The sequence below is a fragment of the Anaerotignum propionicum DSM 1682 genome (genome assembly GCF_001561955.1).
In the GTDB taxonomy this organism is placed as follows: Bacteria; Bacillota; Clostridia; order Lachnospirales; family Anaerotignaceae; genus Chakrabartyella; species Chakrabartyella propionicum.
In genome coordinates this window covers 103,187-116,226 of sequence record NZ_CP014223.1, presented here as the reverse complement: position 1 = coordinate 116,226, position 13,040 = coordinate 103,187, and the positions used below count along the sequence as shown (strand labels likewise).

The following is a 13,040-nucleotide window of genomic DNA, read 5'->3' as shown; positions in this document are numbered from 1 at the left end:
TTTTCTGGAAATATGAATTGAATGTGTAATAATTGAGGGTGACATAAAACGATAAGTTTATGGCACCCTCTCTTTTTCATAGATTTTTATTTTTTGTTCCCTTTACCCTATTTTGTAAATATGGTATAATATCTTGCAATAAGTAGCAGATTGAAATATACTGTTCTACGGTACTGTTGCATTTTTGCTCAGAAGAAGTTAGGGGGCGACAATTTTGAAGGGGCAAACAAAAAATGTTTGGGTGCTGGTTTTATTTCTTTTAGCCGGCGTTGTTCTTGGAGGATTTATCGGAAGCCTTTTTGCAGATGTACCTGCGCTAAGTTGGCTGACCTATGGCAACAAGTTTGGTCTTACCTCTCCGCTGGTTCTTGATATCGGCGTGCTTACCCTACAGTTTGCCATTACCATTCGATTTACCATCGCGGGAATTATTGGCATTTTCGTTGCATTCATGGTATACCGTAAGCTGTAATTATCATAGCCGCCTGGCGGCTTTTTTTCTGTCATTTTTACAGAGTGGAAAAACAGCTCTTTTCAATAAAAATGGAAGTCAATTTTTATTGAAAAGATTGATAAAAAGAGTTATGATAGAATATAAGGCTTTTTATAGAAATATTACTTATGCCAACAATGAAATCTGTATTTAAACAGGTTCTCTTATAGGAAAGGGGCTTTAAAAATGTTTTCTAAGGATATGGGTATCGACTTGGGTACCGCTAATACACTGGTATATATGAAAGAAAAAGGCATCATTGTAAATGAACCTTCTGTTGTTGCCATCAACACACAAACAAAAGAGGTTCTTGCCGTTGGAAATGAGGCAAAAGATATGATCGGCCGTACTCCTGGCAATATTGTTGCCATTCGCCCCATGAAGGATGGTGTCATTGCAGATTTTGATGTAACGCAGGCAATGTTGCGCTATTTTATCAATAAAGCATACGTTCGCTCCATGTTTGGTCCAAGACCACGCATTGTTATTTGCGTGCCTTCCGGTGTTACAGAAGTGGAAAAGAGAGCCGTATTAGAGGCTGCCATTGCCGCAGGCTCTAAGGATAAAGATACTTATTTGATTGAAGAACCCATGGCTGCATCCATCGGTGCAGGGCTTCCCATTGCTGACCCCACCGGCAGTATGGTTGTTGACATCGGCGGTGGTACAAGCGAGGTAGCCGTAATTTCCCTTGGCGGTATCGTTACCAGCACTTCCTTGCGGGTAGCCGGAGACGCCTTGGACAATGCCATTGTCAACTTTATTAAAAGAGAATTTAACCTAGCCATTGGTGACCGTACAGCGGAGGAAATCAAAATCACCATCGGTTCTGCCTATCCTTTGGAAAAAGAAGAATTAATGGAAATTCGCGGTCGGGATTTAATCAGCGGTTTGCCAAAAACCATTGAAATTACCTCTATTCACATTCGTGAAGCATTAACCGAACCGGTTAACTCCGTTATAGAGACCATAAAGCAAACACTGGAAGCAACCCCGCCAGAATTGGCTGCTGATATTATGGAATTGGGAATCACCTTAACAGGAGGCGGCGCCCTACTGAGAGGACTGGATAGATTAATTTCTTCCGAAACCGGAATGCCCGTTCATATTGCCAATGAACCACTTAATTGTGTTGCAATGGGTACAGGTCTTGTTTTGGAGCACATTGACAAATTGAAATCCGTGCTGATCTCTCCCAGAAAAGCACTCTTTTAATCCAAAAATATGAGGGTATCCCCTAGCCTTGAAGGAGCGTTTCACTTTGATTCAATTTTGGGAAGAACATAAAAAGAAAATTATTGCTGGTTTTATCATCATAATAACTGTCATTGCATTATTTGCAGGCGGAAAGAACATGAATGCCACTTTGCTGGAAAGCGTTGTTGGCTTTGTTGTTACGCCCTTTCAGGATATCACAACGGGTATCGGAAATTGGGTGGAAAGCACTTCAGACTCTGCGAAAGATAAAACCGCTCTTTTAGAGGAAAATGCTCAGTTAAAAAAAGATTTGGCAAAACTACAGGATGAAAGCAAGCGTTTAGAGCAGTATGAAAAAGAAAACATACGATTATCCGCTTTGCTGAAGATTGCTCAGAAATATCCTGACTACAAAAGCACAGGAACAAAGATTATTGCAAAAAATCCCGGTGTTTGGTATAACACTTTTACCACTGACAAGGGCACAACAGATGGTGTATCAGCAAATATGATCCTCATTGCTCCCGGTGGCGTGGTTGGTAAAATTTTGGAAAGTGGGAAAAATTATTCCAAAGCCCAATCTATATTAGACAGTAGAAGTGCCGTGCCTGCTATGAGCCTGCGTACCGGCGATTTAGGCGTTGTAAAAGGTGATTACACCCTGATGAACAACGGTCTATGTAAAATGGAATATATCGACGGCGAAGCCCAAATTGCAGTGGGGGATGAGATTGTAACTTCACAGCTTTCCGAGGTTTATCCCGAGGGGCTCTCCATTGGCAAAGTAACAAAAATTGAAACCGACGCCAATGGTTTGACAAAGTATGCAATCATCGAACCCTTTGTGGATTTAAAGCATTTGGGCACCCTTTTAGTCATTGATAAAAATACAACGGAGGAAAACCCTTGAGAATCCTTGTTACAGCCCTTACGATATTGATTAATTTCATATTGCAGACAACTCTATTTCAACATCTTGCCATTCAGGGAATCTTTCCCAATACCGCATTGATTATTGTTGTTTCTTACGCCCTTTTGCGGGGCAGTAAAGAGGGCTGTATCACAGGCATCTGTACAGGGCTGCTCTTTGATATTTTTTTTGGTACAACCAAAGGTTACTACTTCCTTTTATTTCTCGGGATTAGCTATTTTATTGGAAAAAGCCAAAAGAACTTCTATAGAGAGAACTATCTCCTGCCCATTATTTTTTGCACCATTGCTGCGGGGGCGTATGAATTTATTCACTTTTCCACAGAACTGATATTAAGAAAGGACGGAAATCTTTTATTTTTTATACTAAAAGTTTTTCTTCCTACCATTGTTTACAACGCAATTGTTACAGTGCCCATTTATCGGGTTTTATTTGGCATCAACGAGTGGTTGGAGCTGAAAGAAAAGTACAGATACCGCCTATTCTAGGCATAAAAATCTTGAAACAGGATACCTCTCTTCGGTGTATTATACACCAACGATAAATAATTCCTGAACAATCGTCTGTTTCAATAGGAGGAACCGATGAGACATTATTTAGACCATTTTCGTGAACTATGTAAAAGCAGAATTTTCGTATTACTCTGCGGAATTTTTTTGCTTTTTTTCATATTGTTATTGCGTTTATTCTCTTTGCAAATCATCCATGGAGAGGAATATGATGCTTCCATTACTGCCAGCGTATCCAAAACCGTAAATGTCCCTGCCCCTAGAGGAAATATTTACGACCGCTACGGCAGGCCTTTGGCAACCAATACCGTGGCATATTCCGTTCAAATTGACGATAGTATCACCCTTGATTTGACAGCTTATAAAGAAAATTTGATTCTTGAGCTAACTAAGAAATTGTGGGAAAAGGGAGCCACTCCCTTTGATACGTTGCCAATCTCCTCCTCTGCGCCATACAGCTTTATCTTTGAAGGCACGGAACGGGAACAGAAAAAAGCAGAGAAATCCTGGAAGGAATCTCAAAAACTTCCCGATACAATAAAGGATGATGACGCCGGCGCAGTCCTTAATTTTTTATTTGAAAAATATCATGCTCCTGCTGCCTACACAGTGGCGCAGAAAAGAGCATATGTCTCATACTGTATTTCTTTAAGTGACAAAAACATCATGGCTTTAACCTTGGCATTGAAATTAGCAGAAAACGGTGAAACCCCTTCTGACGAACTTCCTTTAGCAAGGGAATATCCCTATACGTTACAGTTTAACGAAAATCAAACCAGAGAAGATAACTGGAAAGAAAGTATGGGTATGAAGGATGAAGAGCTTCGCTACGACTCGCTTCAAACGCTTGACTACCTGCGGGATTACTTCGGACTGCCGGAAGGCTTACCTACGGATATTGTAAGAGACACCTTGGGCATCCGCTATTCTCTGTACTTGCAACGGTATCAGCAGTATAAATCCGTTACTGTTGCTACAAATATCAGTGAAAAAACCTTGGCTTATGTGGAAGAAAATCAAGATATTTTCCCCAATGTTCTTGTGGATACCGTCTCCTTGCGAGAGTATACCAATGGGCCGTACTTCGCTCATATTTTAGGTTATATCCGCCAAATGACGGAAGCCGATTATGCATTGTATAAAAATGATTTAGACGCAGATGGAAACCCCATTTATACGCAGACGGATATCGTAGGTCAAACGGGCATGGAGAAGCTTTATGAACGTCAGCTAAACGGTACCGATGGTAAGGTCTCCATAGAAGTGGATAACCAAGGGCGCAGAATGAGCATGATTGATTCTACCGACCCCACTCCGGGCAAGGATATCTTTTTAACGTTGGATAGTGAGCTGCAAAAAGTCGCTTACGATACATTAGAGGCGCAGTTACGCAAATCCATCATCGGCAACCTGACCCACTCAGGCAAAAATTCCGTTTCCATCATCGATATGTATATTGCTATGATTAAGGCAAATCATATTTCAGCCGCAAAGCTTATGCGCTCTACTGATGGCGTGCAAAAACAGGTCTTTGACCGTTTTATGGCAGCAAACCCCGATTTCTCCAAGGAGGATGAAGACGCCATCTCCAGAGTGCAGGCCTATTTGCTGGATAGCGTAGCTCGAGGCACTTTCTCTGCAAGAGAGGCACTTCTGGTGGCCATTGAACAAGGCACTTTAACTGCCACAGAGGAAGAAAAATCCGCCCTTCAAAACGGACATATTTCTCCCTTAACCATGGTATTGAATAAATTAAACAGCGGTGAATTTAGTCCTGCAGATACAGCCTTGGATCCTTGTACAGGTGCTGTTTTTGTGACCAGGGTAGGCACTGGTGAGGTTTTAGCTAGCGTATCCTATCCTTCCTATGATAACAACGAGTTAGTAAACAACTTCAATAATTCCTACTATAACGACCTTTTGCAGGACGGAAATACCCCTTTGGTAAATCGTCCGTTAAAGCAGAAAAAGGCCCCCGGCTCTACCTTTAAAATGGTAACAGCCTTAGCGGCATTGGAAACAGGAGTAATCACCCCCAATACACATATTCGAGATGGAGGTATCTTTAAGGACGCCGGAACACCTTACGCTCGTTGCTGGCTTTACAGCAACAACGGAGGAACCCATGGCCTTTTGGACGTAGCATCCGCTCTGGAAGTATCCTGTAACTACTTTTTCTACGAAGTTGCCTTCCGTATGGGCAATGCAAAAGATGGCACAACAGAGGCAGGTATTACTACTTTAAATGAATATATGGCAGCATTCGGTTTGAACTCCTTGACAGGCTTAGAATTAGACGAATATGCCCCTACAATGGCTTCACCTTACTACAAGGAGCGCATCGTAAAAACCTTTAACCCCGATGCAACCACAAGCCAAACCCGCTGGACAGATGGTGATACCATCCGTGCAGCCATTGGGCAATCGGTAAACAGCTATACCCCTGCGCAGATCACAAAGTATGTTTCAACCCTTGCCAACGGAGGAACCTTGTACCGTTTGCATATGATCAATCAATTGCAGAATCCTGATGGCTCTTTGTATTATAAAACGGATGAAATCGCTGAAAATGTGAAGAATTTTCAAGATGCAAACCTGAAAAAGGTTTATCAAGGCATGAATCTGGTTGCATCGGGTCCCAGAGGTACTCTGCGCCACTCTTTTAGCGATTTCCCTGTAAAGGTTGCCGTAAAATCAGGAACCGCCGAGGAGGATAAAACCAGAAGTTCCCATACTTGGTTGGTTTGCTTTGCCCCTTACGAAGACCCTCAAATCGCCATTACCGTTTTAATCCCCTTTGGTGAAGGCAGTGGTACACCGGCACCGGAGGTTGTTAAGGCAATTGTTACAAAATATCTAGGGTTAGATTATACTCCCGAAAATACCAATTTACAGACTGTTATGACACAATGATACAGGAGGGTATTATGAATTTAGAAAACTATGTAATATTTAAAGGAACGAAAGACGGGGTAACCGTACTTTTTCACGATGATGCACCGTTTGAAGTTCTTTGCGAACAATTAGATAAAAAGGTTCAAGAGGCAGGTAAATTTTTTGACAACGTGAAAACCTCTCTGGCATTTAAAGGCCGCACCTTCTCTGATGAGGAGGAGCAGCAACTGCTACGTATCATAACAGAGCATACAACAATGGAAATTACATTTTTGAAAACAGAAAATAACGAGCTTTTGCATTTAACCAATTTATTGGAAAAGGAAATGTCACCCCACAATTTAACAAAATTTCATAAAGGCTCTTTGCGAAATGGTCAAAGAATTGATTTTGACGGAAGTGTTGTCATTATAGGTGACGTAAACCCAGGTGCAGAGCTGAAAGCTACAGGAAACATAATCGTTTTGGGTCAATTAAAGGGAATGGCACACGCAGGATGCCAAGGAATGTCTGATGCATTTATCGCCGCTGTCTATATGGCACCCGTCCAATTGAGAATTGGCGATATCATTACCCGATTCCCTGATGAGAATAAACGAGGAATTAAGTCTCCAGAATACGCATTTGTACAAGAAGGGCAAATTTTCGTCATGGCGCTGTCGTAAAATAGGAAATCTTTTCTGTTTTTACTAAAAAAAATGGATGCAAATCTTGCTAGTTTTTGTTAATATAGTAATATATACGAAGCTCCCTATCGTAAATATTTTGGGAGAAAGAAAATTTGACTTCTGGATTAGGAGGAACATAGATGAGTGAAGTAATCGTAATCACCAGTGGTAAGGGCGGTGTAGGAAAAACAACTACAAGCGCAAACCTTGGCTGCGGTTTAGCGGTATTAGGTAAAAAAGTTGCATTAGTTGATGCTGATATTGGTCTGCGCAACCTGGATGTTGTTATGGGCTTAGAAAATAGAATTGTTTATGACTTAGTGGATGTTGTTGAGGGGAACTGTCGCCTAAAGCAAGCATTGATTAAGGACAAGCGTTATGATGGACTTTTTCTTTTGCCGGCAGCCCAAACAAGAGATAAAGATGCCGTTTCTCCCGAGCAAATGCAAAAGCTTTGCGAAAGCTTAAAGGAGGAAGGCTTTGATTTTGTTATCATCGACTGCCCCGCGGGCATTGAGCAAGGTTTCAAAAATGCAATTGCCGGTGCAGACAGAGCTGTTGTGGTAACCACACCGGAGGTTTCTGCTGTGCGCGATGCGGATCGTATCATTGGTCTGTTAGAGGCAAATGGTTTGAATAATCCAATGCTCATTCTCAACCGTTTGCGCATTGATTTGGTACAAAGAGGCGATATGATGAATATCGAGGATGTTACCGAGATTTTGGCTGTTGATATTCTTGGGGTTGTGCCCGATGACGAAGCAATTGTCATTGCCACAAACAAAGGAGAACCTGCGGTTTCCAATCCGGAATCCAAAGCGGGACAAGCTTATAGGAATATTGTTCAAAGAATCTTAGGTCAAGAAGTTCCCATTATGACCTTTGAAGAACAGCCCGTAAGCTTTTTGGAAAAGCTCAAAGGCCTTTTCCGCCATTAAAATCTTACTATCCAAACGAAAGGATGTGTCCCCATGGATTTCTTTAGCTTCTTTAAAAAGAAAAACGCACCGCCTTCCGGCAGCGTTGCAAAAGATAGATTGAAACTTGTTCTGGTTCACGATAGGGTAAACTGCTCCTCTCAGGTTCTTGAAATGTTGAAAACAGACATTATAAAGGTGATTTCCAACTATATGGAAATTGACGAAGAAGAACTGGATATCCAGATTACACAGACCCAATCTGAAGAAAATAACGGAACCGTTCCTGTTCTGTATGCAAATATTCCCATTAAAAGCATGCGCAAAATGCAGGATTAAAAATACAAGCAAGCCGAGAAAGGAGTGCAACGTTCCTCCTATTCCCTCGGCTTTCCTTGTTTCAGCAATACGGGGCTATTCCCGGTTGGAGGAATTTGATTCATGGAATGGAGAAAATATATTCAAAATTTTGATTTACCCCTTCTGGGTGCCATTACAATTCTAACATTGTTTGGTTTGATTGCAATATCCAGTGCAACCCACGTAAACCTGGGGGAAAGCACTACCTTTGTAATAAAGCAAGCTGCATTTTTTATTATTGGTATTGTATTGATGCTCATTGCGGCAAATGTTGACTATGAATACTTTGCACAGTTTCATATCCCAATTTATTGCTTCAATCTGCTTTTGCTTTTGGCTGTACTTTTATTAGGCACAGGTGCAAAGGGTGCAGTAAGATGGATTGCCATTGGCCCCTTGACCATACAACCCTCAGAATTTGCCAAAATAATGATGATTATTTGTATGGCGCAAATGATTAAATTGAATTACAATAAGATAAACAGCCTGCCTTTTTTGGGATTCCTTTTCGCATATATCATGATTCCCATTGTATTAATCCAAAAGCAGCCTGCCCTTTCTGCAAGTATGGTACTCATTGCAATTTTTTGTATCCAGCTATTCGTGGCAGGGCTTAGCTATACCTTTATACGAAATGTGGCCATTCTTACAGTGCCCATTATTGTATTCATCTTATGGGATGTCGCCAGAGAACATCCGCTGATTATGGATAAAATATTTGAGCCTCATCAGTTTAACCGTGTTCTCTCTTTCGTAGATCCCAAAAGAGACGCAAGTCTTTACTATCAGACGGAAAAATCCATTAGTGCCATTGGCTCCGGGCAGTTTACAGGACAGGGACTTTTCAACGGAACACTGAACCAATTAAGCTATCTGCCCGAGCCCCATAATGACTTTATTTTTTCTGTCATTGGTGAAGAATTTGGTTTTATCGGCTGTATATTTGTTTTGGGAGTCTTGCTTTTTATTGTATTTCGTTGTATAGTAATAGCAATATCATCCAGAAATTTATTTAGTCAGTTAGTGGTGGCGGGAATCGCCGGAATGTTTGCATTTCAAACCTTTGTAAACGCCGGTGTTGCCCTTGGTATTTTGCCGAATACAGGTATGTCCCTGCCATTTGTCAGCTACGGCGGAAGCTCCATGTGGACGAATATGATTGCTGTCGGGTTGGTTTTAAACATAAGAAAAAAAGAAACAAAATCATTGTTTGAGGGAGGATTGTTATGAACATCGGTTTGATCGCCCATGATAATAAAAAGAAATTGATGGAAAATCTTTGTATTGCCTACAGGCATATTCTTTGTAGACACGACATTTATGCAACAGGCACCACCGGTCGTCTTGTTGAGGAGGCCGCAAATTTGGTTGTGCATAAGTATCTCTCCAGCCGTTTAGGCGGACAGCAGCAGATGGGTGCGCAAATAGTAAATAACGATATCGATGTTATGATATTTTTAAGAGATCCTGTTTCTCCACAGGACTATGAATCTGAAATCAACTCCATCTTCCGTCTGTGTGATATGCATAATATCCCTGTTGCCACAAATTTGGCAACCGCAGAAGTGCTCTTATTGGCATTGGATAGAGGCGATTTGGATTGGAGAAACGTGGTGAGATAACTTTATGAATGAGATGCATTTTAATGGCACGGTCTTTGCCATACTGATGGGCTATTATCTTTTGATAAACCTCATTATCTATGGGACCATGGCTTTTGATAAAAAAGCTGCCATCAATCATAAGCGTAGAGTTCCGGAAAAGAATTTTTATCTCATGGCAATCTTAGGTGGCGGTCTTGGGGGTTTGCTGGCTATGATGTTCAAGCGTCATAAAACACGCCACATGGACTTTGTCTTTGTTTTTACCCTAATGGCAATACTGCATATCCTTGTAATCTTCTTCATTATGGGGAAATTTGTGGTTACCTTTGGCTAAAGATTTGCCATATGCTCTTTTAAATCGGTTCATAGAGAAAGGGTTCTAATAGAATTCCGTTATCGCAAAATAAAAGCGGATATACTTTTTTATATCAGTATATCCGCTTATTTTATTTGGTTTTATATCTATTTAAAAGCAGTTTCTTACCCCTTAACAAACCATTTCACTCAATAAGGCTTGTTAGGGGCTTTATTTTGTAAGGGAATCACAAAATCAAATAAAACTTACTCTCGCTCTTGCCACCATTCCACAACTTTGAATTTAATTTTAGGGGTTATCTTTTCCTGCTCCATAGCAGAAACAACCAAAAACTCCTCGTCAGTTAATGTGTTTTTCAATCTTTGGTGACTTTCCCCTGTGGAAAAACCCCAAGAGGCATCAACATAGCACATTTGCGGATAGAGTACACACCACCAATTACGGCCTTCTGCCTCACCAATTTCGATGCGTAAGGCATCATATACACCCGCCGGAAAAATCAACTCATCGTAGCGTTTAAAAGGAAACTCTTCCCGTACCAACGATACCCTTACCGGATAATTATAACCCTGTGCAATGACTTCTTTTTGTGCTGTCTTACAGATTTCTTCCTTGGCAGCACTCAAAGCAGCTAAAGTTTCTTCCTTACTTTCACAAGTGGATAAAAGTTCGCCATACTCCTTTAATACCTGATCCCTTACCTTTAATTTTAGAGCCTGATCCTCATCGGAGTCACTATTGGCCAGCACATGAAAACGTACAACCTTAGCAGAGATTCCCCCCTGAATCATTTGGGAATAGCCCTTCGTCCAATGGGCACCAAATGCCGCACTAAAACAAACACCTATCACAACAGCGGCACACCAGTACCACCTCTCTTTTTGCCAAAGCTCCTTCACTATTTTTCGAAATTGATATATTCTCTCCATACCCTCACCCTTTTTTTCTTCGTTAAAAGGATGATTACCATTTTTTACATATTTTAATCAACGTATTCTTCCAGTATCTCGAATTTTCATCTCCGGCTCAATGGTAATTGTTACATCCTTCCAAAAATCGCCTGAATACTGGGGATTTTCTCGACGTAAACGCACTGCCAAACCAAGAAATTCTGATGTGTTATACTCTTTGCCGACTTCTAGGGTTTTTTCTACCTCAGATTTTATAATTTCGTTGAAAAGTTTCTCCATTTTCTTGGAGCCTTCTTCGCTAAAAGCATCTGTGTTGGTATTTCCCAAAAGCTCTCCATATAATCGCAAATGAATGTTACAGGTGGTTGTTCCATTCTGCTGGATATTAAAATCATATTTTACATGACTGCGGGCAATTCTCAATGGAATTATTTTGCCATCTGACTGGGCATCTAAAACCGCACCCTCGGCCTCTCCTAACAAAAGCAAGTAACCCTGCTCCTCTTTGTCATCCAAAAACGTAAGCAGCTTTGTATCGCTCAAAGCAACGCCACCGCCCAAATACAGCCCCTTTTCCTCAGGCTTAATTCTTGGCAGAACACAAGAACCTTTACGCTCTTTTAGCTCCGTAAAAAAGGTGTCCATATCCAAACCTTTTGTCACACCAACTTCCTTTGCGGTATTTTTAAAAAATTCCCAAAGGTAAAGGCCCGTTCCATCATCCTGCTTCAGCATAGCATCTATACACGCCTCTGCCGTGGCTTCCGTTCCCAGTACCGTCACTTTTTTGGAAATATCTTGACTGCGCTTTAGCTCCTCCAATAAAGATTTCAGCATTATTTTATCCTCTAAAATGCTTTTCCCAAAAACAATCATTTTTAATTGTCCCAACTCTGTTTTGCGTGAGTTTCGGCTGTCATTAAAGGCAATGGCATCAGCTAAGGTTTTTCCTCGGCATACCATTTTTTCAGGTTCTCGATCCTCCGTCTTTGCAGGTGCGAAGGAAATGGTATATCCTGCTTCTTCCTTATCTACCCCCATGGTTATCATATATTCTCGATCCTCAGGGTCTCTTTTATCCCAACAGCCCGTAGTAATAAAAAGGGGCAACACTGTAATTAGAATCCACTTCCATTTATTCATGTTTACCCCTCCCTTTGATTACATCTATTAAAAGCATTAAAAACGGTAGAAGTATGAAAAAAATACCACTCAGCCAAGGTGCCACACCTGCCCTCAGCCAATAAGCACTAGCCATATCTTGGGGTAGTAACGCCACAATAAACAGTAGCGGTACCAGTAAAATAAGCCAACGATTACGTGTTATCTTTTTTGTTCGAAATAATCGATTGAAAAGCTCGATGCCAAAGAATATCGTCCCTGACACATACAAAAACGTAGTAACCATCCATAGCCAGATTAGAAATAAATCCTGACGTCCTAAAAAGATGCCGGAAAAGCTTACTCTTTCCATCATTTGTAGGGTAGGCATAAGCTTTTCAGCCAAAACCTCTGTTCCATAAACTGCAAGAGATAGAAATACCAAAACGGTTATCACTGCTGTGGCAAACATACAAGTTAGCCAAATTCGCCTTTTCATATGTCTCCTTTTTTCGAGGCTTGGAAAAATGAAAAAAAATACGATAAACCCTTGCAACAAAGGGGCAAAGGATGGCATACTTTCTTTCATTTCTTTGAAATCAGGAAATTGTATGGGTAATATACGATTGTAGCCTGTTGAAATTGCCACAAAAATCAACACAAATATAAGAGGAATAAATACTAAGAAAAATAATATCTCACCCACCCTGGCGGTGCATTCTACCCCATAGGAGGCTGCCAAACAGCACAAAAATAGTGTTACGGCAATTAGCAGCCACTGGGGCGTTCTTGGAAGCATAGAGGAAGATACCACGTCACAGAACAAGCGCAACTCCATTGCTGCGTCAAAAATCAGCTTTCCTCCAAGCCCAAAGGCCAAAGCCTTACCAATGACCCGTCCAAAGGAGTGTTTATACCACTCCACCGCCGTATATGAGGGATGTCTTTCTCCGCAATATACCAAAAATACTGCTAAAACCGAAGATAAAACGCCCCATATAATTGTAACAATCCAGCAGGCGTTTCCCGCCACTACCGCCGCATCACTGGGCAGAAATAAAACTGTCGTTCCAAAATAATACAACAGCAACAATATCTCTAGCTGCCGTACTGAAATCTTATAATTTTCTGCAAACAT

14 protein-coding genes are annotated in these 13,040 nt (G+C 41.1%); 11 read left to right on the top strand and 3 right to left on the bottom strand.

Going from position 1 to position 13,040, the window contains the following annotated elements; all coding sequences use genetic code 11:
* The first annotated feature begins 214 nt into the window (after positions 1-214).
* The 11 genes from CPRO_RS00520 to CPRO_RS00470 all read left to right on the top strand — a co-directional run bounded on the left by CPRO_RS00520 (position 215) and on the right by CPRO_RS00470 (position 9,908).
* On the top strand, positions 215-472 hold the full coding sequence (locus CPRO_RS00520; protein ID WP_066046661.1) for a DUF4321 domain-containing protein: 258 nt from the start codon (positions 215-217) through the stop codon (positions 470-472).
* 207 nt (positions 473-679) lie between these two features.
* Entirely contained in the window at positions 680-1,708 is a 1,029-nt protein-coding gene (locus CPRO_RS00515; protein WP_066046659.1) for a rod shape-determining protein, read from the top strand.
* A gap of 46 nt (positions 1,709-1,754) precedes the next feature.
* Positions 1,755-2,600, top strand: a complete 846-nt coding sequence (mreC, locus tag CPRO_RS00510; RefSeq protein ID WP_066046657.1) for a rod shape-determining protein MreC — start codon at positions 1,755-1,757, stop codon at positions 2,598-2,600.
* Positions 2,597-3,109: a rod shape-determining protein MreD gene (mreD, locus tag CPRO_RS00505; protein ID WP_066046656.1), complete on the top strand. Its 513-nt coding sequence runs from the start codon at positions 2,597-2,599 to the stop codon at positions 3,107-3,109. The genes mreC and mreD overlap by 4 nt, the downstream gene beginning before the upstream one ends.
* 96 nt (positions 3,110-3,205) lie before the next feature.
* Entirely contained in the window at positions 3,206-6,043 is a 2,838-nt protein-coding gene (locus tag CPRO_RS00500) for a penicillin-binding transpeptidase domain-containing protein (protein WP_066046654.1), read from the top strand.
* A 14-nt stretch (positions 6,044-6,057) separates the two neighbouring features.
* A complete protein-coding gene (gene minC, locus CPRO_RS00495; RefSeq protein ID WP_066046652.1) occupies positions 6,058-6,690 on the top strand; it encodes a septum site-determining protein MinC in 633 nt (210 codons plus the stop codon).
* A gap of 143 nt (positions 6,691-6,833) precedes the next feature.
* Entirely contained in the window at positions 6,834-7,631 is a 798-nt protein-coding gene (minD, locus tag CPRO_RS00490) for a septum site-determining protein MinD (protein WP_066046650.1), read from the top strand.
* Positions 7,632-7,664: 33 nt separating this feature from the next.
* Entirely contained in the window at positions 7,665-7,949 is a 285-nt protein-coding gene (gene minE, locus CPRO_RS00485; RefSeq protein ID WP_066046648.1) for a cell division topological specificity factor MinE, read from the top strand.
* A 102-nt stretch (positions 7,950-8,051) separates the two neighbouring features.
* Entirely contained in the window at positions 8,052-9,200 is a 1,149-nt protein-coding gene (gene rodA / locus CPRO_RS00480; protein WP_066046646.1) for a rod shape-determining protein RodA, read from the top strand.
* Complete coding sequence (locus CPRO_RS00475; protein ID WP_066046645.1) at positions 9,197-9,592, top strand: methylglyoxal synthase; 396 nt, start codon at positions 9,197-9,199, stop codon at positions 9,590-9,592. The genes rodA and CPRO_RS00475 overlap by 4 nt, the downstream gene beginning before the upstream one ends.
* 4 nt (positions 9,593-9,596) lie before the next feature.
* Complete coding sequence (locus CPRO_RS00470; RefSeq protein WP_082754164.1) at positions 9,597-9,908, top strand: DUF1294 domain-containing protein; 312 nt, start codon at positions 9,597-9,599, stop codon at positions 9,906-9,908.
* A gap of 227 nt (positions 9,909-10,135) precedes the next feature.
* On the opposite strand, the gene spoIIR is transcribed toward CPRO_RS00470, so the two are convergent.
* The 3 genes from spoIIR to CPRO_RS00455 are packed head-to-tail and all read right to left on the bottom strand — an operon-like array spanning position 10,136 to position 13,040.
* On the bottom strand, positions 10,136-10,819 hold the full coding sequence (spoIIR, locus tag CPRO_RS00465) for a stage II sporulation protein R (RefSeq protein WP_066046642.1): 684 nt from the start codon (positions 10,817-10,819) through the stop codon (positions 10,136-10,138).
* A gap of 57 nt (positions 10,820-10,876) precedes the next feature.
* A complete protein-coding gene (locus CPRO_RS00460) occupies positions 10,877-11,944 on the bottom strand; it encodes a Ger(x)C family spore germination protein (protein ID WP_066046640.1) in 1,068 nt (355 codons plus the stop codon).
* Entirely contained in the window at positions 11,937-13,040 is a 1,104-nt protein-coding gene (locus tag CPRO_RS00455; protein WP_066046637.1) for a GerAB/ArcD/ProY family transporter, read from the bottom strand. The genes CPRO_RS00460 and CPRO_RS00455 overlap by 8 nt, the downstream gene beginning before the upstream one ends.

What these genes read in the sequence shown, in the direction of transcription:
- CPRO_RS00515 (WP_066046659.1), top strand. Translation starts at nt 680, where the DNA reads ATGTTTTCTAAGGATATGGGTATCGACTTGGGTACCGCTAATACACTG.
- CPRO_RS00500 (WP_066046654.1), top strand. Translation starts at nt 3,206, where the DNA reads ATGAGACATTATTTAGACCATTTTCGTGAACTATGTAAAAGCAGAATT.
- minC (WP_066046652.1), top strand. Translation starts at nt 6,058, where the DNA reads ATGAATTTAGAAAACTATGTAATATTTAAAGGAACGAAAGACGGGGTA.
- minD (WP_066046650.1), top strand. Translation starts at nt 6,834, where the DNA reads ATGAGTGAAGTAATCGTAATCACCAGTGGTAAGGGCGGTGTAGGAAAA.
- minE (WP_066046648.1), top strand. Translation starts at nt 7,665, where the DNA reads ATGGATTTCTTTAGCTTCTTTAAAAAGAAAAACGCACCGCCTTCCGGC.
- rodA (WP_066046646.1), top strand. Translation starts at nt 8,052, where the DNA reads ATGGAATGGAGAAAATATATTCAAAATTTTGATTTACCCCTTCTGGGT.
- CPRO_RS00475 (WP_066046645.1), top strand. Translation starts at nt 9,197, where the DNA reads ATGAACATCGGTTTGATCGCCCATGATAATAAAAAGAAATTGATGGAA.
- CPRO_RS00470 (WP_082754164.1), top strand. Translation starts at nt 9,597, where the DNA reads ATGAATGAGATGCATTTTAATGGCACGGTCTTTGCCATACTGATGGGC.
- spoIIR (WP_066046642.1), bottom strand. Translation starts at nt 10,819, where the DNA reads ATGGAGAGAATATATCAATTTCGAAAAATAGTGAAGGAGCTTTGGCAA.
- CPRO_RS00460 (WP_066046640.1), bottom strand. Translation starts at nt 11,944, where the DNA reads ATGAATAAATGGAAGTGGATTCTAATTACAGTGTTGCCCCTTTTTATT.
- CPRO_RS00455 (WP_066046637.1), bottom strand. Translation starts at nt 13,040, where the DNA reads ATGTTTGCAGAAAATTATAAGATTTCAGTACGGCAGCTAGAGATATTG.